The sequence below is a fragment of the Paraburkholderia nodosa DSM 21604 genome (genome assembly GCF_000519185.1).
Lineage (GTDB): Bacteria > Pseudomonadota > Gammaproteobacteria > Burkholderiales > Burkholderiaceae > Paraburkholderia > Paraburkholderia nodosa.
Genome location: NZ_JAFA01000012.1, coordinates 72540 through 95174 on the forward strand (window position 1 = coordinate 72540; position 22635 = coordinate 95174).

The following is a 22635-nucleotide window of genomic DNA, read 5'->3' on the forward strand; positions in this document are numbered from 1 at the left end:
TAACACATTGATTTAGTTCAATAAATTGCCTTCCAACAAGCTAATCCGAATCCGTGGTGCCCGCCAGCACAACCTCAAGAACCTCGACCTCGACCTGCACACCGGCGAAATGACAGTCGTCACCGGGCCTTCGGGCTCGGGCAAGTCGAGCCTCGTCTTCGACACGCTTTACGCGGAAGGCCAGCGCCGTTACGTCGAAACGTTCAGCGCCTATGCGCGCCAGTTCCTCGACCGCATGGACCGGCCGCAGGTCGATCGCGTGGATGGCGTGCCGCCTGCCATCGCCATCGACCAGACCAACCCGGTGCGCAGTTCGCGCTCCACGGTCGGCACGATGACGGAGCTGAACGACCACCTGAAGCTGCTCTACGCGCGCGCCGCGAATCTGTTCGACCGCGTCACGGCGCAGCCCGTGCGCCACGACACGCCTGAGACGATTTACGCCGAACTGATGGCGCGCACGGCCGCGGGCGACCCGCGTCTCGTGGTCACGTTTCCGGTCGAGTTGCCCGATACGACCACCGAGGAAGAAGTCGCGCAATGGCTCTCCGCGAGTGGCTATACGCGCGTGCAGGCGCAGCGCGAGGTGAAGACCGCCGAAGGCACGCGCAAGCTGCTCGACGTGGTCGCCGACCGTTTCCGCATGCAGAACGTGGAGAAGAGCCGCGCGATCGAGGCGATCGAAGCCTCGCTCAAGCGCGGCAGCGGGCGCGTCAACATTTACGTGCTCGAGAGCGGCGACGCTGAAGCCGCGGCTGAGCCACAGATCTGGCGTTTCTCGACGGGGCTGCATTGCCCGGACAGCGATCTGCGCTACGCCGATCCGCAGCCCGCGCTGTTCTCGTTCAACTCGGCCTACGGCGCGTGCGACGCGTGCCGCGGGTTTGGCCGCGTGATCGGCGTGGATTGGGGCCTCGTGATCCCCGACGAGCGCAAGTCGCTGCGCGGCGGTGCGATCAAGCCGCTGCAAACGCCGGCTTGGAAGGAGTGCCAGGACGACCTGATGCGCTACGCCGCGAAAGCCGGCATTCCGCGCGATACGGCATGGTCCGAGCTGACGCAGGCGCAGCGCGACTGGGTCATCAACGGCGCGCCGGACTGGAAGGGCAGCTGGCAAACGCAGTGGTACGGCGTGAAGCGCTTCTTCCAGTATCTGGAGTCGAAGGCGTACAAAATGCACATTCGCGTGCTGCTGTCGAAGTACCGCAGCTACACGCCATGCGAAACCTGCGGCGGCGCACGCCTGAAAACCGAGGCTCTGCAATGGCGCCTCGGCACGCAGCAGAATGCGGACGACGTGCTCGCGCCTTCGGGGCGTTTCCTGCCGCACGGCGTGGACTGGACGCGCGCGCAGCTCGAAGCGTTGCCGGGCCTCACCGTGCACGACGTGATGCTGCTGCCGATCGAGCGCATTCGCCGCTTCTTCGACAATCTTTCGCTTTCCTCAACATTGCTGGATGATGCGCTGAAGCTGCTGCTCGAGGAAGTGCGCACGCGCCTGAAGTATCTCTGCGACGTGGGCCTCGGCTATCTCACGCTCGACCGCCAGAGCCGCACGCTTTCGGGCGGCGAAGTGCAGCGTATCAACCTGACCACGGCGCTCGGCACGTCGCTCACGAAAACCCTGTTCGTGCTCGACGAACCGAGCATCGGCCTGCATCCGCGCGACCTCAACCGCATCGTCGAAGCGATGCATCGTCTGCGCGACGCAGGCAACACGCTCGTCGTGGTCGAGCACGATCCTTCTGTGATGCTCGCGGCCGACCGCCTCATCGACATGGGCCCCGGCCCTGGCGAGCGCGGCGGCACGATCGTCTACGACGGCACGCCGAACGATATCCGCTCGTCGGGCACCCTGACGGGCGAGTACCTGGGCGGCCACCGCGCCGTCGCCGACGCTTCGCACTGGGAGCGGCGCCCGGTTGACGCGTCCACGCCGAACCTCCTGCTCGAAGGCGCAAGCGAGCACAACCTGCGCGACGTGACCGTGCAGATTCCGCTGCAGCGGCTCGTGTGCGTGACGGGCGTTTCGGGCTCGGGCAAATCGACGTTGGTGCAGGATGTGCTTTATCCCGCGCTCGCGCGGCATCTGGGCAAAGCGACCGAAGCGCCCGGCACGTTCCGCAAGCTGAGCGGCGCGGAGCAGATCAGCGACGCCGTGTTCGTCGACCAGTCGCCGATCGGCAAGACGGCGCGCTCGAATCCGGCCAGCTATGTCGGCGCGTTCGACGAGATCCGCAAGCTGTTCGCCAAGGCGACGCTCGCGAAACAGCGCGGCTATACGGCGGGCATGTTCAGCTTCAACTCGGGCGAAGGCCGCTGCCCGACCTGCGGCGGTTCGGGCTTCGAGCACATCGAAATGCAGTTCCTGAGCGATGTGTACCTGCGTTGCCCCGATTGCGACGGCAGCCGCTATCGCGCGGAAGTGCTCGAAGTGAAGATCGAGCGCGCCGGCCGCGCGCTTTCGGTGGCGGACGTGCTCGACCTCACGGTGAGCGAAGCGGTGCAATGCTTCGCTGAGGATGCCGAGGTATTGCGCGTGCTCCAGCCGATCGTGGACGTGGGCCTCGAATACGTGAAGCTCGGCCAGCCGGTGCCGACGCTCTCGGGCGGCGAGGCGCAGCGCCTGAAGCTCGCCGGCTATCTCGCCGAAACTGCGCAGTCGCGCGGCAAGGAAGCGGGCGGCCGTCTCTTCATGTTCGACGAGCCGACCACGGGTCTGCATTTCGACGACATCGCCAAGCTGATGCGCGCCTTCGGCAAGCTGCTCGCGGGCGGTCATTCGCTGCTCGTGATCGAACACAACCTCGACGTGATCCGCGCCGCCGACTGGCTGATCGATCTCGGCCCCGAGGGCGGCGACGCGGGCGGCGAAGTGGTGTGCGTCGGCACGCCCGAAGACGTGATCGCATGCCCGCGCTCGCATACCGGTGCGGCGCTCGAGCGCTACGAAGCCGCGCTTGGCAGCAGTGTCGAACTGCTCGCCGAAGAAGAGGGCGTGGCGCTGCAGACCGCGTTGCGTGCCGCGCAGGCGCGCCGCGACGTGCAGGGCGAGGATGTGGTGCGCATCGTGAACGCGCGCGAGCACAACCTCAAGGCGCTCGACGTCGATATTCCGCACGGCCGCTTCAACGTCATCACGGGCGTGTCGGGCTCGGGCAAGTCCACGCTCGCGTTCGACATCCTCTTTCACGAAGGCCAGCGGCGCTACCTCGAATCGCTCAATGCGTATGCGCGTTCGATCGTGCAGCCTGCGGGCCGCCCCGAAGTCGATGCCGTGTATGGCATTCCGCCGACCGTCGCGATCGAGCAGCGCCTTTCGCGCGGCGGCCGCAAGAGTACGGTCGCCACGACCTCCGAGGTGTGGCACTTCCTGCGTCTGCTCTACGTGAAGCTCGGCGTGCAGCACTGCGTGCATGACGGCACGCCTGTCACGTCGCAAGGTGTCGATGCGATCGTCGCGCAGCTGCTGCGCGAACACCGCGGCCAGCATGTCGGTTTGCTCGCGCCACTCGTCGTCAATCGCAAGGGCGTCTACACCGATCTCGCGAAGTGGGCGAAAGCGCGCGGCAACACACATCTGCGCGTGGATGGCGAGTTCGTGCCCGTCGCGCCGTGGCCCAAGCTCGACCGTTTCCGCGAACATACGATCGAATTGCCCGTGGGCGACCTCGTGATCGAGCCTGAAAACGAGGCGCAGTTGCGGGCGATGCTCGGCGCGACGCTCGAAGCAGGCAAGGGCATCGTGCACCTGCTCGCGCCACTCGACGGCCTCGATCATGTGCTGGGCAATGGCGGTTCGACGGCGAGCATCGGCGAGGTGAAAGTGCTTTCGACGCGGCGCGCCTGCCCGGTGTGCGGCACGAGCTATCCGGAACTCGATCCGCGCATGTTCTCGTACAACAGCAAGCACGGCTGGTGCACGACCTGCGTGGGCACGGGCCTCGCGCTCACGCGCGAGCAGCGCGCCGCCTACGACGACACGATCGTCGCCGAAGACGGCCGTGGCCGCGAGCAAACCCTGCCTTCGGAAGAGCAGGAACCCGACGGCATGGTCGACGAGCCGTGCCACGATTGCGGCGGCACGCGCCTGAATCCGGTGGCGCGCGCCGTGACGTTCGACGCGCATCCCATCGTCGACGTCGCGCAGTGGACCGTGGCGGAAACGCGCCGCTGGATCGATACGCTGAAGCTCAACGGCCGCGACGCGCAGATCGCGCGCGACGTGGTGAGTGAGATCCGCAGCCGGTTGCAGTTCCTGGAGGAAGTGGGGCTCGGCTATCTGAGCCTCGATCGCGCCGCGCCGAGCCTTTCGGGTGGCGAGGCGCAGCGCATCCGTCTCGCCGCGCAACTGGGCAGTAACTTGCAGGGCGTGTGCTACGTACTCGACGAACCGACCATCGGCCTGCATCCGCGCGACAACCAGATCCTGCTCGACGCGCTGCGCAGCCTCGGCGAGAAGGGCAACACGCTCGTCGTGGTCGAACACGACGAGGACACGATCCGCCGCGCCGATCACATCATCGACATCGGTCCGAGCGCTGGCAAACGCGGCGGCCGCGTGGTCGCGCAGGGCAGCGTGGCCGATCTCGCGGCGCAGCCCGATTCGCTCACGGGCCGCTATCTCGCGCAGCCGATCCAGCACCCGCTGCAGCCGCGCCGCGAAGTGCGTCCTGCGCGCGCGGGACGCGAGGCGGTGCCGGGCCAATGGCTCACCGTGCACGGCGGCAAGCTGCACAACCTGCGCAACGTGACCGCGCAGATCCCGCTCGGCCGTCTCGTGGCGATTACGGGCGTGAGCGGCTCCGGCAAGTCCACGCTCGCGCGCGACGTGCTGCTTTCCAATCTGCTCGACGCCGTGGGGCGTTCGGTGCTGTCTTCGCCTGCCGAGCGCCGCGCGCGCAAGGCGGTGAAGGAGAAAGCACCGAGCGCGGCGGAACGACGTTCGAGCGTGCTCGCGCGCACGAGCACCAAGCCGAAGCTCGAGGTTTCGCATACGTGGCAGGGCTGCGATTCGATTAGCGGGTGGGAAAGCATCGACCGCGTGCTCGAAGTCGACCAGACGCCGATCGGCAAAACGCCGCGCTCGTGCCCCGCGACCTATATCGGCGTGTGGGACGCGATCCGCCGCCTTTTCGCCGATACGCTCGAGGCGCGCGCCCGCGGCTATAGCGCGTCGCGTTTCTCGTTCAATACCGGCGATGGACGCTGTCCCGCGTGCGAAGGCCAGGGCGTGCGCACCATCGGCATGAGCTTCCTGCCCGACGTGAAGGTGCCGTGCGACGTGTGCCACGGCCAGCGCTTCAATCCGGAAACGCTGGCCGTGACGTGGCGCGGCCGGAACATCGGCGAAGTGCTGACGATGGAAATCGACGAGGCGGTGGAGTTCTTCGGGGCGATCACGAGTATTTCGCACCCGTTGCAGCTCATGAAGGACGTGGGTCTCGGCTACCTCACGCTCGGCCAGCCTTCGCCCACGCTCTCGGGCGGCGAGGCGCAGCGCATCAAGCTCGTGACCGAGCTCTCGAAGGTGCGCGACGACATCACGCGTCGCGGCCAGAAGGCGCCGCACACGCTCTACGTGCTCGACGAGCCCACGGTGGGCCTGCATATGGCCGACGTGGCGCGCCTCATCAGCGTGCTGCACCGGCTCGCGGACGCGGGGCATAGCGTCGTCGTGATCGAGCATGACCTCGACGTGATCGCCGAAGCCGACTGGATCATCGATCTCGGGCCGGAAGGCGGTGTGGGCGGCGGCACGATCGTCGCCGCGGCCGATCCCGAAGCGCTCGCGAAGGTGCGGGCGAGCCACACCGGTGCGGCGCTCGCGCCCGTCCTGGCGCGCGGCCAGGGCGACGTGAACGTTGCCGAAAGGAAACCTGCACCCGAGCGGCGCGCAACCGGCGCGGCGGCTTCGCGCTAAAGGAACACGGAGCGGGCCGCAAAGGCCCGCTCCGCCTTGAAACCGCTTGATCTGTGCCGCGAGCGCAAGGTATCATGGGCTCCGCTTGCAGCAAACGTTCGCTCATCTGTAGCGGCGTCAACTGAGAGCGGAGCAGCGGACTGCAGATCCCCTCCGAACCGGTCGCGGGCTCCACGCCCAGGCCACCTCATCAGTGCAGCAAGGCTTCGCAGTTCGTTCGCGAAGCCTTTGTCTTTTCAGGGAAGACGATTCTCTGCCGATCGTTGTATCGGTGCCTTGCCCTTGACGAAGCGAGAGGAATTAATCGATGTTCGACCTCGATGGAGAGGCGCGCGAACGGCTCATCGTGTGGATTCGACGCCGTATGGAAGAGTACGGCATTACGTTCGAAGAGCTTGAAGCGTCTATTGCCGAAAGCGAAAAACTACCCAAGTACCGCGACGCATACGGGAATACGTGGAATGGCGAGGGCGATATGCCGCCCTGGCTGTTGCGCTATAAGCACGCGGGACAGGATATCGAGCATTTTCGCTGCTAGGCATGACGGTGCGTGAAGGCGCGCCGGTGTTGCCGTTTCGACCGCCAGACCGTTCGCGGCGCATGCCGCAAAGCCCGCGCAATGGCGCGGCGCCCAGTATTATTCAGCATAGTTTTAAAATGCCTTTCGGCGCGAGCCGGGATTTAATTGCGCCTCCTAATGTGCCGCGCCGGCTAAGGCGCGCAATGAATTACGCATTCTTTTTGGCCGGCATTTGCGCGCGTAATTAGTCAGCTTTTTTGAAAACTCCGGTTGGCTGTGCGATCAAGCTGGGCGACAATCTCGCCCATTGCGTTCTTGCTGCGGCAGGGAGGTAGTCATGGCGATACTCGTGCTGGGCCTCGTGATTTTCATTGGTGTCCATTCGATCCGCATCGTGGCAGGGCCCTGGCGCGCCGCGCAGATCGAGCGCCTGGGTCCGCGTGCCTGGCGAGGCGCGTTCGCGTTGCTTTCCATTCTGGGCTTCGTCCTGATCGTCTATGGCTACGGTCTATCACGCCGCTATCCCGTGCCGATCTGGCTGCCGCCGTTCTGGATGGCGCATGTCACGGCGCTCCTCACCGCCATTGCCTTCATCCTGCTCGTCGCGGCCTATGTGCCGGGCAATCACTTCAAGCGCGCGGTCGGCCAGCCGTTCGTGAGCGGTGTCGCGCTTTGGGCGTTCGCGCATCTGCTCGCGAACGGCACGCTCAACGCCATCATTCTCTTCGGCGTTTTCCTCGTCTGGACGTTGTTCGAACTGCGGGGCGAGAACCGGCGCGATCGCGAAGCCGGGGTGGTCTATCCGCCGGGACAAGTTTCGCGCGATGCGATCGTCGTCGTGGTCGGACTCGTGGTCTGGGCCGTGTTCGCCTTCTGGCTGCATGGCGTGCTGATCGGTGTGCGGCCGCTCGGCTGAGCGTGCGGCGGGCCGCAGGCGCGCTGCAAAAAAGAAGCCTGCGCATGGCAGGCTTCACAAGGTACAGCTCGGAGTTCCGCGATCAGATCGCAGCGGCACGATCATAGGGCCGGTTCATGAAAGCTACGTGAAAGTCCGCACGATCCGGCTCGCGTATCCGTCGATGCATTAAAGATCGAAGAACACCGTCTCCTGTTCGCCCTGCATGCGGATGTCGAACGTGTAGACGATGCTGCCGGCCTGCTCGCTGCGGCGCGCGACGAGCGTGTCGCGGCGCGCGGCGGGCACGGCTGAGAGCACCGGGTCCGCGGCGTTGGCGGCGGCTTCGTCTTCGAAGTAGATGCGCGTGAAGGTGTGCGTGAGCATCCCGCGCATCATCACGATCACGTTCAGATGCGGCGCTTCGCCGGCGTTCTCGACGCCCGGCTTCACGGTATGCACGATGAAGCGGTGCTGCGCATCCGTGCCCGTGCCCACGCGTGCAAAACCGCGGAAGCCGTCTTTGGCGATTGCCTCGCGCGAAGCCGGATAACGGCCGTTTGCGTCGACCTGCGAAAACTCGAGCATCGCGTCGAACACGGCCTTGCCGTCGCCGTCGATCACGCGGCCGATCAGCGTGATGTGCTCGCCCGGCGTTTCCGGCCCGACCACATTGGCCGTGAAGAGGCTCTTGAAATCGAAGTCGTATTGCTGCGGGCACAGGCCGTAGGCGAAGTACGGGCCGACCGTTTGCGAAGGCGTTTCCTTGAGTGCCATGGTTCAACGCTCCGTGGGGGTTTGGTTGGGGCCGCGCAGCACGATGTCGAATTCGTAGCCGAGCGCGTAGCCTTCTTCGGTGGTGTCGAGCGAGAAGCGCGAAATCATGCGCTCGCGTGCGTCTTCGGGCGTGCCCTGGTAGATCGGGTCGAACGCGAGCAGCGGGTCGCCGGGGAAATACATCTGCGTGACGAGACGCGAGCCGAAATAATCGCCGAACAGCGAGAAGTGGATGTGATTCGGACGCCAGGCGTTCGGGTGATTGCCCCAGGGATAGGCGCCCGGCTTGATCGTGAGGAAGCGATAGCGGCCGTCGTTATCGGTGATCGCGCGGCCGGCGCCGAGGAAGTTGGGATCGAGCGGCGCGTCGTGCTGGTCCTGCTTGTGGACATAGCGGCCGGCGGCGTTGGCCTGCCAGATTTCGACGAGCGTGTTGCGCACCGGCTTGCCGCCTTCGTCGAGCACGCGGCCCGTGACGATGATGCGCTCGCCGAGCGGCGCGCCGTTCCTGGCCGCGTTGCGCGTGAGGTCGTGATCGAGCGCGCCGAGGTCGTCGGTGCCGTACACGGGCGCGTGCTGGTTGCGCAGCTTTTCCTTCAGCGGGATGAGCGGGAGCGTGGGGCCGCGTTTGACCGACGAACGGTACGGCGGATAAACGTACGCGGGGTGCGAGTCGAAGTCGCGCGGCGACAGGATGGACTCGGCCATGGGGTGTCTCCTGAGTGGATTATTGGGGGAATGGCCTGGCGCCGGCAGCGTTTGGCGGTGCGAGCCGATGCAGCCACTTTATCCAAAGCGAAAAGTTATGCAAAATGATGTTTTTTCGCACCTCGTATAACGAATCGTTATGCAAAACCGGCTCGCGGACGGACGCGTCAAATTCCGCCATCTCCAGTGTTTCCTTGCCGTGGCGCAGATGGGCAGCGTGCAGCAGGCCGCCCAGAGTCTTTCGGTCACCCAGCCTGCCGTGTCGAAGACGATTGCCGAGCTGGAGCTGGTGCTGGGCGTGAAGCTGTTCGAGCGCGGGCGGCACGGCGCGGTGCCCACGCGCGAGGGGCAGCTTTTCATGCCGCACGCGAGCGCCTGCGTGAGCGCGCTGCGCCAGGGCGTGGCCTTGCTAGCGCGGGACGAAGGCGCGGTGACCGCGACGCTCGATATCGGCGTGCTGCCTACTGTGGCGACGGCGTTGCTGCCCGGCGCGTTGCGTCACTTCGGCGAGGCATGGCCGCGCGTGAGCGTGCGGCTGATGACGGGGGCCAACACTGAGCTGCTCGATCGGCTGAAGACAGGGGCGATCAGCTTTGCGGTGGGCCGTCTGGCCGACCCCGAGCGCATGGTGGGCCTGAGCTTCGAGCAGTTGTACAACGAGCCGCTCGCCGTGGTGGTCCGCGCGGGGCATCCGCTCGCGCAGGGGGCGGGGTTGCCTGCGCAACTCGCATCGTTTCCGCTTGTGCTGCCGCCGTTCGGCACGTTGATCCGCCAGGCGGCGGACAGTCTGCTCGCCGCCTGGGGCGCGGCGCCGCTGTCGGCGTTCGTCGAGTTGCTTTCGGTTTCGGTGGGGCGCGCGCTGGCGCTCCAGAACGACGCGGTGTGGTTCGTGCCCGCCGGTGCCGTCGAGTACGATCTTCGGCGCGGGACGCTGGTGCGGTTGCCGTTGCCTTCCGCGGGCGGCGAAGAGCCGGTGGGGGTGATTCAGCGTACCGATACCCAGCCGACGCCTGCCGGTCGCGCGTTGATCGAGGCCGTGCGGCGTGCGGCGCGCGAGCGCGATGTGCGGCCGGATGGCTCCGCCGCGCCCCGGACGCGGCGTGCGCGTGCCGCAAACCCTTCCGCTGGCAAGCGTTCGCCCGGCGCCAAGGGTTGAGGCTTCACGGATCCCGCAGACCCAACGCCGCGCGCTAGCTTCAGCCGGCCGTGAGCTTCGCCTTGGCGCGCGACTTCGACGTTGCCGCCGCTTCCGGCGCGACGCCGGGCAGGCGCGCGCTCGTGGCCATCCACAGCACTTCGGCGTCTTCTTCGCTCGTCGAAATGGCTGCGTGGCCGGTGCGGCTGTCGAAGTAGAGGCTGTCGCCGGTTTCCAGACAGGTGGGCGCGTAAAGCTCCGAATACAGGCACACGCTGCCGCTGATCACGTAGAGAAACTCTTCGCCTTCGTGGCGGCCCCAGTCGTCGAACGCGTCGAGCGAATGCGCGGTGATGCGAATGCGAAACGGCAGCATGGCCTTGTGCGCGAGATCGGTGGCGAGCAACTCCATTTGATAGCCGCGATAGGCGTGGCGCTGACCCGCGCCGTTGCGCGTGAGCGCGCGGCGGCCGCCGGCATTGAGCCGGGGCGGGGTGCCGAACAGCTCGGCCAGGTCGATTCTGAGCCCGCCGACGATCTTTTGGAGCACGTCGAAGGTTGGCGACATGAGGCCGTTTTCAACCTTCGACAGGGTCGAGCGGGAGACGCCGCACAGGCGGCTGGCCGTATCGAGCGTCAGGTCCTGGGCGACGCGCGCGGCGCGCACGCGGCGGCCGAGTTCGGTGGTCGCCGTGCTGGCGGATGGGGTGAGCGTGGAGTCCATGGGCTACGTTCGAATGCTGACGCAAAGCCCTGGTTGGGCCCCGCGATGTCTTACCGATCATATCAAACGGTTGCCCGCGCGAAACTCTGACCTCGCCTGGCCGGCCCGGGCCGCGACGTCCGCTCGGCGGCATGGGACAGGCCATCTTGCATTGACGCCCTGTTTAATTGCGAATTAAAACGATTCGATTTAATGATTTTTAAAGATTGATCGGCTGTTGGTTTAACAAATTTTAAAGATTTCTTGGGTTTGATATTAGAGTGACGCTTCAATATGCGTCCATGCGTCGCGGCTCACACGGATTTTGATATTTATCATTGTAATCAGATGATGTGGATCAAGTGGAGAGCGCAAAATGCATGACGAACGACTCGAATTATTGCTGGCAATCTCGCGAAGAACGCTCGGGATCGAGAGCTTCGAACTGACCGGGAAGCCGACCGCCGACGCGCACCTCGTGAGCGCGGAGGATATTGGCCGCGCGCTGGAGTCGGCGTATGACGCCGGGTTGATCGTCGGCTACCGCATGGGCCGCGCCGAGTGCGAGCAGAACGCCTGAATACCGCATGACGCGATTTAAAAGCGGCGTCCTTTAAAGGGGCGCCGTTTTTATTTTGGCTTTTATTAACACGATAATAAACGTTACCCTGATTAATGGGCGATACGGCGCCCGATCCAGCCCAGACGATTGTTAATCGACGCTTCATCAGCTGCATGACGCCCGGTGCGCCTGCACCGGCGCCCGTACCAGAAAACCTGATCAGTCAGACGAGCCGACGCAACGGCGCGAGCGACCAGTCGTGCGGCACGCCATGCACGGCGAAAAACCACGCGGCCACCCATGACGCGGCGACGACGATCAGGTCGCAGCGTCCGCTGCGCCACCAGTTCAGCGAGTGCCGTTGAAAGATCCACGGCACACCCAGTGGATTGGGCCAGTCGGCGAACAGGTGGATCACGCCTCCGCAAGCGAAGCCGAACGCGGGCGCCGCGAGCGGCAGGTGCCCGAGTTTGTGATACGACCACACGAGCAACGCGATCCAGCCGATGCCCCAGTGCGTGAACGTGCGATGCGTGATCCAGAGGCGCCGCTTCTTGCGCCACCATGCGACCTCCAGCCAGTCGGGCGCCGATCCGCCCGCGACACCCGCCGCGAACGCGAGCGCGGCGTAGAGATGCCAGGCGCTATCGGCGCCCTGATGCGTGACGATTGCGGCGGCGATGACGCCGGCGGCCCAACCCGTGGCGTGATGTGCAGTGCCTGATGCCATGAAGCGGTGTGTTGCGAAGTCGAAGGGGGCGCAATCTTCGCAGATGTGTCGCCGTTATGACAGGGGTGACAGGCCGGCGACATGCGGTACGTCGTGTGGCGCGCGCGGTGCCCGCGCCAGTCGTTCGCGCGTCAGGTCGTGCAGCGCGCCACGTCGAAGCGCAGTTCTTCTTCAGGCGGATCGTTCGATGCCGAAGCGCCGTGCGTGACGCGAATGACCGAGCCGTGGCCGTTCGGTGTGAGCGTGACGAAGTACGACGCGTCCGAGCTCGAGCCCACGCTCAGCTCGGTCGTATTGCCGTCACGCGATGTGTGCACGCGCGGCAGGCGGTCTTCGAGGCAACTCGCGACCGACGACGCCGACCGCGCCGACGAAGCGTAGATCATCGGTTCGCCGTTCGAAGCGGTGCCGGACGGCGGTGTCGATCCACAAGCGGCGATGAGTGCGAGGGGAGTCGCGGCGAGGAGTCGTTGCGTGAGCGTTTTCATAGGCGGCGTGACAGTATCGAAGCAGCGGATTATGCCAATGAGTATACGCACCCTGATCTGGATCGAGGCCCACGCAGACGTAAAAAGATGCAACAGCTAACAAGAAAAAACGCACATGCGCTTGTGGCGCATGTGCGTTTCGCAAAGGCAAGGCAGCGTGGCGGGTCGCGCCGGGTTTGCCCAACCCCGAGCGATCAGAAGCGGTGACGCAGACCGACTGTCGCGGCCACCTGATTGTTGGTTGAAGAAGGCGAGAGCGTATTGATCGCAGCGACGTTCGCGATGCCCGAGCCGTCGGCGTTATAGCCGAGCGAGCCCGAAGCGTGCTGGTAGACGCCGGCGAGATAGACGTCCGTGCGCTTGCTCAGCGAGTAGTCGGTGCCGACCACCACGGTGTGCCACTTCGGGCTGTTGTTGCTGCCGTTGCCCGTGACCGTGCCGTCGGTGAACGTGTAGGAGCCGACGAACGCGAGGGCGGGCGTCAGATGGTAAGCGCCGTTGATCTCATAGTTGTCGACGTGCAGGTTCAGGCCCGAGAGGCCCGGCAGCGGCGCGCTGCCGCCACTCGAGAGACCCTGCATGCCGTCGATCTGCGAGTGCGTCCATACGAAGCCAACCTGTGCCGGGCCGAAGGTGTAGTTCACGCCCGCGCCGAACGAGCGCTGCAGCCGTGCCGAGATGTTCTGGTCGGCCGAAGCCGCGCTGTTCGCGGCGCCAAGGCTGCCGGAGTTGTTCTGTTGCGAGTAGGCGGCTGCGAAGTTCAGCGGGCCGTTGCCGTACGATGCGCCCACGCTCCACGCGCGGCCATTGGCGAAGCCACTCGCGTCGTTGCTGAAACCGTACAGGCCGCCGAACTGGAAGCCTGCGTAGTTCGCGCTGGCGTACTTGACCGAGTTCTTGATCGAATAGCTTTGCGCGAGGTTGTCGTTGTCGAACGGGTGGCCCGCGAGATTGTTGCCGAAGCCCGCGCCGGCTTCCGAGAGCGGCGAGAGGTAATCGACCATCGAGTCATACTGCCGGCCGAGCGTGAGCGTGCCGAACCGATCGCTCTGCAAGCCGACCCAGGCCTGGCGGTTGAAGCCGCTGTCGCCGTTCTTGTAGCCGCCGTTGTTGAGATTAAAGCCGCTCTCGAGGGTGAAGATCGCCTTCAGGCCGCTGCCCAGGTCTTCGGCGCCGCGAAAGCCGAAGTAGTTGTTCGAGAGAGCGCCGCTACCCTGAGCCCACAGGCTGTGGCCGCCGACGTTGTTCGCGTAGACGATGCCGGCGTCGAGCGAGCCGTAAAGAGTGACGCTGCTTTGCGCATGGGCGCTTATGGCAAATGCACTGAGGACGCCAGCAGCAATGAGTGCTTTTTTCATGTTTTCTCCGGTCAGAACTTGGGGAATCTCGGGTCGAATATTCTGAAAATCGATTTCGTGCCCGGCTGATTCGCAACGAAGTGTAGGCCCGCGATTCGGCGTATTTACGCAAATCGACGCAACAATGCATCCATCTCATTTCTCGATCAGCATTAATCGCCGTAAGTGATTGCCTATAAAGAGATTTTCTATTGGATTATCTGGTGCGACAAAATGGTCCATATGGATAATCCGTTGCGCACCCGCGACGATGCGGCAAACCCGCGCAGAGGCTGGCCTAGCGCGAATTCAACGCTTTTTCAAGCGCGATTCCTGGCGTTTGGTGAAAGGTACTGTTCCAGATCATGGACTGAACACACGCATAGCGCGGCGGTACAATTTCTCCAGCCCTCGACCAAGGGTGGTCTTTTTTCATCTGTTTTTACGCGGCTCTCGGGCCGCGTTTTTTTTGCCTGCGGAAAATCATTTTAAATTAATGCGCGAGGCGGAATGGTGCATTGCGGAAAATGCAATGATTAAAGCCGCTGTCAGATATTCCGGTTTGGTGGCGGGATAATCCGAATCAGCCGGATAGCAAGACGTCGCGCCCGACGCGCGACGCGATCCGGGTAGAATCTTGCCCTTGCCCCGCGACGGGCAAGTCCCGCGCAGAACCCGATGAAAACCCCGCCATGACCGATTCCTCACCCGCAACCGATCCCGATTTCCCCGCCGATGACCCCGCAGCCGAAGCCGAGGTGATCCAGGAAGCGCGCCTGTGGCGCAAGGACGGCTGGACCGCGCGCGTGATCAAGAACGAGGACGACGACGGCTGGGCCGTCCAAATGATCAAGGACGGCGAGCCGGAGCCTGCACTCGTCGGCCCGTGGACCATGGGCCGCGACAAGAAGAATCCCAAGCCGCTCGATACGTCGGCGTTCAACACGCTCGTAAAGACCGCTTCAGAGGTGCTGCGCCGGCACGAGCAGCAATTGCGCGCGCTGCTGCACAAGCGCGTGAGCGTGCAGACCGCCGAGGGCGATGTGGACGTGACGCTCGACATCGTTCCCGACGAGTACGAGCCCTACGCGCTCGTCAGCGCGATCGATGCGTTTGGCGAGCAGCTCGCTCAAGCGCGTGTCGCGCCGAACTTCAAGCTCACGAAAGCGCGCGCCGAGGCCTGGGCCGAAGGCGGTTTCGGGCGTATCGAGTAAATATCAGAACCCGCCCGCTGACTCCTGCTTGCAGAAGATCGCAGTCAATAGCGGTCCGGCATGGTGGACGATGGCGTTATTGCCTGCCGCCGTGAGTGCCGCCTGTACCCTGGCCTGGGTGCCGACCACGACGGCCCCGTAGGCGGAAGGGGCGATGGGCGTGCCGTTGCCGGTCTTGAAGAGCGGGTCGTCCTTCTGGAAACCCACGATGGCGAACACGCTGAAGCCATAGGCAGTCATGCGCTGGCCGCGCGCGGGCCAGAACGCGTTGATCGAATTGCTTTCGACCTTCATGGGCTTCGGATCGATCAGGTTTTGCGTGATCAGCCCCGAGATGAAGTCGTGCGCGGACTCGCTGCAGGTCAGCGAGTCGTCGATGGCGGCGGCGCGGGCATTGCCGGCGAGAAGCGTCAGGAAAGCAAGATAAAGGGCGACAAAGGTAAAGCGTTTCATTGCATGAATGGCGAAAGTGCGTGCGCCGGGGCCGGCGGACGCATAAGGTCCGGGCTGGCGCGAAGGGTTGCACTCTACGCGTGTTCGGGCAATTCCGCTTGCGGCGCTGCGGGAGCCGATCCGGCGCGTTGACTTACAAAACCACAAGTTAAAGTCGGACGAACGTCGGAATACCTGCAAGTTTTCTGGAAGGCGTATATATTTCGCGGTTATGACCGAAAAAGATAAATCTGTAAAAACGGCTCCGCGAGCGGTGCCGCTGCCGCGCACGTGGGACGCTCGCGCGGCGCGCTGGCTTGTCACCCCGCTCGTACCCACGCGCGTTACCCCGAATCATCTGACCACGCTGCGACTCCTGATTGGCGTTGCCGGCGGCTTTTATCTGGCGCGTGGAGATTTTCTGCTTGTCAATATTGGCGCATTTCTGATCGTACTGTCGAATTTTGTTGATCATACCGACGGTGAGCTGGCGCGTATTAGCGGCAAAACCAGCCGAATCGGGCATTTCTACGATCTCGCGGCGGACGCGCTCGTCACCATCCTGCTGTTCTTTGGCATGGGCTACGGCCTCGGCGTCGTGGCCGCCCACTCCGGCGCCGAATGGCGTGTGCCGCCGGCCGTGCTCGGCGGCATCGCGGGCGTCGCGGTCGCCGTGATTTTTTTCCTGCGCATGCGCATCGAGGAAATGGCCGGCAAGGCGGGCACCCAACAGGCGTTCGCCGGCGGCTTCGAGACTGAGGACGTGTTGTATCTGCTACCCCTTGTCACGCTGACAGGCGTCGTGTCGCCGTTCATTATCGCGGCCTCGATCGGGGCGCCGTTGTTCGCCATCTGGGTGGTGCTCGACTATGTGCGCGTGACGCGCCGCCTGCCCCCCGCCAAGGAAACCAGTCAGGCGTGGAGCAGCCGATGAGCTTGCAGGCAGAACAAGAACAGGTCGTAGCGCCTCCCGTCCCCGCGCCAGCCCACGCCGCATGTGCGGCGGCCGGCGAGTCGGACGGCGCGATCGGCCGCGCGCTGCAACCGTTGAACACCGCACGCCTGCGCGACGACTACCAGAGCCAGGGCTCGTTCCTGTATCTCTCCGATTTTCTGCCCGCCGACGCCACGCAACAGTTGATCGACGCGGCCAACGCGCTGCTTCCCGAAGTCAACCGCAACTATCTGCCGGGCCACAAGGCGGGCGGCAGCGTGAGCCGTCACACCATCGACCGCCTCGCGCCGTACATCGCCGAGCTTTACCGCTCGCCGCAACTGATCGCGTGGCTCGAAAGGATCACGGGCGACCGCCTGCAGCTATCGCCCGAAGACGACCCGCACGCTTACGCGCTCTATTACTACACACGCGCCGGCGACCACATCGGCTGGCACTACGACACGTCGTATTACGACGGCCGCCGCTATACGGTGCTGCTCGGCGTGATCGACGAGTCGTCCTGCAAACTCGACTACGAGCTGCACACGAAAGACCCGAACAAGGCGGATGAACCGGGTTCGGTGCAGTACCCGCCGGGTGCGCTCATCGTGTTCGACGGCGACAAGCTTCGCCATCGCGTCACGCCGAGCCTCGAAGGCGAAGTGCGCGCGTCGCTCACGCTCGAATACGTGACGAACCCGAACATGCGGCCGTGGCGGCGTTTCATTTCGAACATGAAGGACGCCATTGCGTACTTCGGTTTCCGCCAGGTGTTCCGCAAGGCGTTGGGAGGCCGGGCGTGAGCCGTGTTGCCATCCTGCTGCTGTCGATCGGCACGGCACTCTTCATTGCGCTGCTCGCCTGGCAGGGGCTCGGGTCGGTAACGGGCGCGCTCGCGGCCGCCGGCTGGGGCCTGGTCCTCGTCGCGGCGTTCCACGTCGTGCCGCTCGCACTCGACGCGGGGGCGATCGCCGTGCTCTTCGGCAAAGGCGAGCGTGTCGATCAGCGTGACGCACTGCTCGCGCGGTGGAGCGGCGAATCGGTCAACAGCCTGTTGCCCGCGGGCCAGATCGGCGGCCCCGTGGCGATGGTGCGTCAGCTCGCGCAGCGCGGCATGTCGATGCGCAACGCGGCGGCGGCCATCACCGTGAGCACGACGCTGCAAGCCGTTGCGCAGATCGTCTTCGCGGTATTCGGCATCGCGCTTTTTTCGGCCTACGCCGCCAATGGCGCGCCGCGCGATCTCGGCGTCGCCGCGCTGATCGCGACCGCCGTGCTCGGCGGCCTGATCGCGCTGTTCTATGTCGCGCAGCGCCGCGGTCTGTTCGGCCGCCTGCTGCGTCTCGCTTCGAAAGTGTTCGGCAAGCGCGACTGGTCGACGCTCGCCACGCGCGCCGACGCCATCGACGAAGCCGTGAAGTCGCTATACGCCCGGCGTGGCCGCGTGGCGGCCAGCTTCGCGCTGAGCCTCGCGGGCTGGCTCGTGGGCACGGTGGAAGTGTGGCTCGCGCTGCGCTTTCTCGGCCATCCCGTAGGCTGGATCGATGCGCTGCTGCTCGAGAGCATCGGCCAGGCGATTCGCGGCGCGGCCTTCGCCATTCCTGGTTCGCTGGGCGTGCAGGAGGGCGGTTATCTGCTGCTCGCGCCGCTCGTCGGCCTGCCGCCCGAGGCGGCGCTCGCGCTCTCGCTTGCCAAGCGCGCGCGAGAAATCCTGCTCGGCTTGCCGGGCCTTCTATATCTGCATTTCAGCGAACGTAGCTGGCAACGCCGGCGCGCCTTGCGCGTCCCCGCTGTCGAAGTCGCCGATTGACCTTTTTTCTCCCAAGGAACGTTTGCGCATGCGCGCCATCATTCTCGCGGCAGGCCTCGGCCTGCGCCTTCAGCAACACGCTGGAGAACAGTTTCCGAAATGTCTGCTGCAGTTCGAGGGCGTGACGCTGCTCGAACGCCATCTGCAATTGCTGGAAGAGGCGGGCGTGACGGAAGTCGTGCTCGCGCTCGGCTTCCAGCCTGAGCTGGTCGAGGCCGAACTCAAGCGCATTAGCTGGCCGCACAAGGTCGAGGTCGTGATGAATCCGCGCTTCGACCTGGGCAGCGTGCTCACGGTGCATCGCACGGCAGAGGCGCTCACGCGCGGCGGCGACGTGCTGCTCATGGACGCCGACGTGCTCTACGACGAACGCGTGTTCGCGCCGCTCGTGGCGGACGCGGCGCCGGCCAACCGTCTCTTGATCGACCGCGACTTCGAAGCCGGCGACGAGCCCGTGAAGCTGTGCCTGCGCAATGGCGTGCCCGTCGAACTGCGCAAGCAGCTGGCGGTCGGTCTGCAATACGACACGATCGGCGAGTCGGTGGGCTTCTTCCGCCTGAACGAAGCGACGGCGCGCCGTTTTGCGCAGATCGTCGAAGGCTACGTCGATACGGGCCGCGCGAACCTGCCGCACGAAGAAGCGCTGCGCGACCTGCTGCTCGAACGCGGCGGCGAGTTCGAAACCGCGGACGTGACCGGCGCGCCGTGGATCGAGATCGACTTCCCCAATGACGTCACGCGCGCCGCGGAGCAGGTGCTGCCGCAACTGCGTCCCGTGGTGAGCCGCGTGAAGCAGACGGCTCTCTGAAGCGCATCTGCGCGGATTGCCCGACGCTGATTGCTTGAATCTGGCCGCGAGGTCTGCCTCCGCTTGAAAGCGGCGGCGGGCTTCGCGGCTTTTGCTTTTGCGGGCGCTTTCGCTTCGTGCCGCACACACAAGGCGCGCCGCTTCATCTGTTGCCGGGTTCCCGTTTTCCGCAACAAGGGCCATAATGGCAGCTTTACGCCATCAGCCACGCTGATCGTCGTTCCTGCCCATGCCATTAGCCCTCGGCACATTCATCGTTCCGCTCATTGTCGCGTGCTCGATGTTCATGGAGAACGTGGACGGGACGGTCATCGTCACCGCGCTCCCCGCGCTGGCCCGCGATCTCGGGCAGGACCCCATCACACTCAAGCTGGCCGTCACGAGCTACGTGATCGGCCTTGGCGTGTTCATCCCGATCTGCGGCTGGGTGGCCGATCGCTTCGGCTCGCGCAATGTGTTTCGCACGGCCATCGGCATCTTCATGGCGGGGTCGCTGTTGTGCGCGGCTTCGAGGTCGCTCGAGATGTTCGTGGCCGCGCGCTTCGTGCAGGGCATCGGCGGCGCGATGATGGTGCCGGTGGGCCGGATCATCATCTTCCGCTCGCTGCCCAAATCGGACTTCATTCGCGCGGTGAACTATCTCACGGTGCCCGCGTTGCTCGGGCCGGTCGTGGGGCCGCCGCTCGGCGGCTTCATCACCACGTATCTGCACTGGCGGCTGATTTTCTTCATCAACATTCCGATTGGCGTGCTCGGCATCTGGCTCGCGAACCGGCATATCGAGAACATGCATGAGGAGCATCCGGGGCGGCTCGACTGGGTCGGCTTCGTGCTTTCGGCGGGTGGGGCGTCGCTGTTCATGCTCGGCCTCTCGCTCGTGGGCGGCGAGCTCGTCGCCACTGGCACTGCGGTGACGATGTGCGTGATCGGCGCGTTGCTGCTGGTGGCCTATTGGTTGTATGCGCAACGTGTCGAGCGGCCCGTGCTCGATCTGAAATTTCTGCGCATCCCCACGTTCAATGCGAGCGTGGCGGGCGGGTCGCTGTTTCGCATCGGGCTTGGCGCCGTGCCTTTTTTGTTACCGCTCACGCTGCAGGAAGGGCTCGGCATGACGGCGTTCGCGTCAGGCGCCATCACCTGCGCTTCGGCGTTCGGCTCGATCTTCATGAAGGCGATCGTCTCGCGCGTGCTCGGGCGCTTCGGCTTTCGCCGCACGCTGATGGTCAATGCGGTGCTCGCGGGCACGGCCATCGCGATATGCGGTTCGTTTTCGCCTGGCATGCCCGTGTGGCTCATCTGGCTCATCGTGCTCGCGGGCGGGATCTTTCCTTCGCTGCAGTTCACCGGCCTCAATTCGCTCGCCTATGCCGATATTCCGACGCGCGACATCGGCCGCTCCACGAGCGTAGCAAGCGTGATCCAGCAGGTGTCGCTCGGTCTCGGCGTGACGATCGCGGGCCTCGTGCTGCAGATCTCGCATCGCGTGCAAGGGCACTCTGCCATCGTCTGGTCCGATTTCTGGCCGGCGTTTCTCGTGGTCGGGCTCTTTTCGGTGGCATCGATTCCGGTGACGATGCGTTTGCCCGCGAATGCGGGCGAAGAAATTGCCCGCGGCCGGCGCGGCAACGCCTGATCCAGTCCAGGACGGGACGTCGTCTTGCACGGCAGCGGAATCAGCGGATCGCCGGATCGCAATCGTTTTCCCGGCATGCTATAAGGCCAAGGCAGGTTTCCGGTAGGCCAACAAACCGAATCATGGGGTGAACTCAATGAAGCTGGTTGAAAAAACGAAAATCTCCGCTGCCGCTCTCGCACTGCTTTCGCTATCCGCTTTGTCCACGGGCTTCCTCGAAGCCACGCCGGCCTTTGCGAAGGATACGCAGCAACGCCCTGCGGTCCTCAATGCATCGGCCGTGGCCGTTGCCGACAAGTATGCGGCCGACGCCGCCGAGCAGATCTTCAAGGAGGGTGGCAACGCCGTCGATGCGGCGGTCGCCATCGCCTTCTCGCTCGCCGTGACGTACCCCGAAGCCGGCAACATCGGCGGCGGCGGGTTCATGACGCTCTACGTGAACGGCAAGCCGTACTTCCTCGACTATCGCGAGCGCGCGCCGCTCGCCGCCACGCGCACGATGTACCTCGACGACAAGGGCAACGTGATCCCGGGCAAAAGCCTGTTCGGCTATGACGCCGTGGGCGTGCCGGGGACGGTCGAGGGCATGTGGGAAGCGCAGAAGCGCTTCGGCAAGCTGCAATGGAAGCAGGTGCTCGCGCCGGCGATCAAATACGCGCGCGACGGCTTCGTCGTGGACGAGCAGCTCGCAAAGCGCCGTGAGGCCGCAGAAAAGGACTTCGGCGGCAAGACCAATTTCGACGACTACTTCGGCAACCTGAAGGAGGGCGTGACGTTCAAGCAGCCCGATCTCGCCAACGTGCTCACGCGCATTGCGAACCAGGGCGCGAAGGACTTCTACGACGGCAAGACCGCGGACCTGATCGCCGCCTCGATGAAGGGCCACGGCCTCATCACGAAGCGCGACCTGCAGGAGTACAAGGCAGTGTGGCGCCAGCCCGTGGAGGCGAAGTGGAACGGCTACGAAGTCATCACCGCGCCGCCCCCGAGTTCGGGTGGCGTGGGCCTCGTGCAGCTGCTCAAGATGAAGGCGATGCTCGCGCCGCAATTCAAGGACGTGCCGCTCAATTCGCCGCAGTACATCCACCTGATCGCGGAGATCGAGAAACGCGTGTTCGCGGATCGCGCGCAATATCTCGGCGACCCCGACTTCTACAAGGTGCCGGTCGCGCAGCTCACCGACGACGCCTACCTCGCGAAGCGCGCCGCCGAAGTCGACCCCGACAAGCCTTCCGACACCAAGAGCGTGCAGCCGGGCCTCGGCACCTCGATGCCTGAGAAGGCAGAAACCACGCACTTCTCGGTGGTCGACAAGTGGGGCAACGCCGTTTCGAACACGTACACGATCAATGGCTACTTCGGATCGGGCGTGGTCGTGCCGGGCGCCGGCATCGTGCTCAACGACGAGATGGACGATTTTGCGTCCAAGCCCGGCGTGCCGAACATGTTCGGCGTGGTGGGCAGCGACGCGAACTCGATTGCGCCGAAGAAGCGTCCGCTGTCGTCGATGACGCCGACCATCCTCACGAAGGACGGCAAGGTGGCGCTCGTGATCGGTACGCCGGGCGGGTCGCGCATCTTCACGTCGGTGTTCCAGGTCATCAACAACAACTACGACTTCGACATGCCGTTGAAGGACTCGGTGGCGGCGATGCGCTTCCACCATCAGTTGCTGCCGCCCAACACGATTTTCTGGGAGCCGTATGCGCCGATCGACGGCGAACTCGCCAAGCAGGTCGAGGCGAAGGGCTATGTGCTGAAGGCGCAGGATTTCAACGGTGACATTCAGGCGATCCGCATCAACGGCGATACGCCTGACGCGGTTTCCGATCCGCGCGGCCGTGGCGTCTCGCGCCTGATCCAGTAAAACCGCAACGCCGATGCGAAACGATGCGCCATGCATGAAGGCAAACCATTTCGCATCGGCAAGCTGGCATGAGGCGGCAAAAGTTTGCATGACATGAGCGTTTGTCCTCAAATTTGGGGATGCCGCTCCGTTGTTCATCGCGTACTATGCAACCTC

At 64.6% G+C, this 22635-nt stretch carries 19 protein-coding genes; 12 read left to right on the forward strand and 7 right to left on the reverse strand.

The features are described 5' to 3' along the window. The first annotated feature begins 25 nt into the window (after positions 1–25). The 3 genes from uvrA (at position 26) to A3CW_RS0119315 (ending at position 7359) form a co-directional block, all read left to right on the forward strand. Positions 26–5923 (forward strand): excinuclease ABC subunit UvrA, encoded by a 5898-nt coding sequence (uvrA, locus tag A3CW_RS46885; RefSeq protein WP_051481577.1) that lies wholly within the window; start codon positions 26–28, stop codon positions 5921–5923. 307 nt (positions 5924–6230) lie between these two features. Further along, positions 6231–6461 (forward strand): H-NS family nucleoid-associated regulatory protein, encoded by a 231-nt coding sequence (locus tag A3CW_RS0119310; protein WP_028205031.1) that lies wholly within the window; start codon positions 6231–6233, stop codon positions 6459–6461. Positions 6462–6780: 319 nt separating this feature from the next. Continuing rightward, entirely contained in the window at positions 6781–7359 is a 579-nt protein-coding gene (locus A3CW_RS0119315; protein ID WP_028205032.1) for an NnrU family protein, read from the forward strand. Positions 7360–7527: 168 nt separating this feature from the next. On the opposite strand, the gene pcaG is transcribed toward A3CW_RS0119315, so the two are convergent. Next, complete coding sequence (pcaG, locus tag A3CW_RS0119320) at positions 7528–8115, reverse strand: protocatechuate 3,4-dioxygenase subunit alpha (protein ID WP_028205033.1); 588 nt, start codon at positions 8113–8115, stop codon at positions 7528–7530. Between the two features lie 3 nt (positions 8116–8118). Continuing rightward, positions 8119–8823 carry a protocatechuate 3,4-dioxygenase subunit beta gene (gene pcaH / locus A3CW_RS0119325; protein ID WP_028205034.1) on the reverse strand — a complete coding sequence of 235 codons (705 nt, stop codon included), beginning with the start codon at positions 8821–8823 and terminating at the stop codon, positions 8119–8121. 139 nt (positions 8824–8962) lie between these two features. Here pcaH and pcaQ point away from each other — a divergent pair, with 139 nt between their 5' ends. Continuing rightward, positions 8963–9979, forward strand: coding sequence for a pca operon transcription factor PcaQ (gene pcaQ, locus A3CW_RS0119330; RefSeq protein WP_028205035.1), 1017 nt, complete (start codon positions 8963–8965; stop codon positions 9977–9979). Positions 9980–10019: 40 nt separating this feature from the next. Here pcaQ and A3CW_RS0119335 read toward each other — a convergent pair whose 3' ends face one another. Then, positions 10020–10682: a helix-turn-helix domain-containing protein gene (locus A3CW_RS0119335; RefSeq protein WP_028205036.1), complete on the reverse strand. Its 663-nt coding sequence runs from the start codon at positions 10680–10682 to the stop codon at positions 10020–10022. Positions 10683–11037: 355 nt separating this feature from the next. Between A3CW_RS0119335 and A3CW_RS0119340 the strand changes: the two genes are divergently transcribed. Further along, positions 11038–11241, forward strand: coding sequence for a DUF6900 domain-containing protein (locus A3CW_RS0119340; protein WP_028205037.1), 204 nt, complete (start codon positions 11038–11040; stop codon positions 11239–11241). 205 nt (positions 11242–11446) lie between these two features. Here the strand turns inward: A3CW_RS0119340 and A3CW_RS0119345 are convergent, their stop codons facing one another. The 3 genes from A3CW_RS0119345 to A3CW_RS0119355 form a co-directional block, all read right to left on the reverse strand. Continuing rightward, on the reverse strand, positions 11447–11953 hold the full coding sequence (locus A3CW_RS0119345; protein ID WP_028205038.1) for a metal-dependent hydrolase: 507 nt from the start codon (positions 11951–11953) through the stop codon (positions 11447–11449). Between the two features lie 131 nt (positions 11954–12084). After that, entirely contained in the window at positions 12085–12339 is a 255-nt protein-coding gene (locus A3CW_RS0119350) for a sugar ABC transporter ATPase (protein ID WP_245623698.1), read from the reverse strand. Between the two features lie 296 nt (positions 12340–12635). Then, positions 12636–13799: a porin gene (locus A3CW_RS0119355; RefSeq protein ID WP_028205040.1), complete on the reverse strand. Its 1164-nt coding sequence runs from the start codon at positions 13797–13799 to the stop codon at positions 12636–12638. Between the two features lie 671 nt (positions 13800–14470). Between A3CW_RS0119355 and A3CW_RS0119360 the strand changes: the two genes are divergently transcribed. Then, on the forward strand, positions 14471–14992 hold the full coding sequence (locus tag A3CW_RS0119360) for a hypothetical protein (RefSeq protein WP_028205041.1): 522 nt from the start codon (positions 14471–14473) through the stop codon (positions 14990–14992). A gap of 3 nt (positions 14993–14995) precedes the next feature. On the opposite strand, the gene A3CW_RS0119365 is transcribed toward A3CW_RS0119360, so the two are convergent. After that, positions 14996–15445, reverse strand: coding sequence for a hypothetical protein (locus A3CW_RS0119365; RefSeq protein ID WP_028205042.1), 450 nt, complete (start codon positions 15443–15445; stop codon positions 14996–14998). Positions 15446–15656: 211 nt separating this feature from the next. Between A3CW_RS0119365 and A3CW_RS0119370 the strand changes: the two genes are divergently transcribed. The 6 genes from A3CW_RS0119370 to ggt all read left to right on the forward strand — a co-directional run bounded on the left by A3CW_RS0119370 (position 15657) and on the right by ggt (position 22479). After that, on the forward strand, positions 15657–16358 hold the full coding sequence (locus A3CW_RS0119370) for a CDP-alcohol phosphatidyltransferase family protein (protein ID WP_028205043.1): 702 nt from the start codon (positions 15657–15659) through the stop codon (positions 16356–16358). Next, positions 16355–17164 (forward strand): 2OG-Fe(II) oxygenase, encoded by an 810-nt coding sequence (locus A3CW_RS0119375; RefSeq protein WP_028205044.1) that lies wholly within the window; start codon positions 16355–16357, stop codon positions 17162–17164. Before A3CW_RS0119370 ends, A3CW_RS0119375 begins: the two co-directional genes overlap by 4 nt. Further along, positions 17161–18171 carry a flippase-like domain-containing protein gene (locus tag A3CW_RS0119380; RefSeq protein ID WP_028205045.1) on the forward strand — a complete coding sequence of 337 codons (1011 nt, stop codon included), beginning with the start codon at positions 17161–17163 and terminating at the stop codon, positions 18169–18171. Before A3CW_RS0119375 ends, A3CW_RS0119380 begins: the two co-directional genes overlap by 4 nt. Positions 18172–18199: 28 nt before the next feature. Then, on the forward strand, positions 18200–18979 hold the full coding sequence (locus A3CW_RS0119385; protein WP_028205046.1) for a phosphocholine cytidylyltransferase family protein: 780 nt from the start codon (positions 18200–18202) through the stop codon (positions 18977–18979). Between the two features lie 229 nt (positions 18980–19208). Beyond that, the gene (locus tag A3CW_RS0119390; protein ID WP_028205047.1) at positions 19209–20612 is read left to right on the forward strand and encodes an MFS transporter; all 1404 of its coding nucleotides are present in this window, start codon (positions 19209–19211) and stop codon (positions 20610–20612) included. Between the two features lie 136 nt (positions 20613–20748). Continuing rightward, on the forward strand, positions 20749–22479 hold the full coding sequence (gene ggt / locus A3CW_RS0119395) for a gamma-glutamyltransferase (protein ID WP_028205048.1): 1731 nt from the start codon (positions 20749–20751) through the stop codon (positions 22477–22479). Positions 22480–22635: the final 156 nt, after the last annotated feature.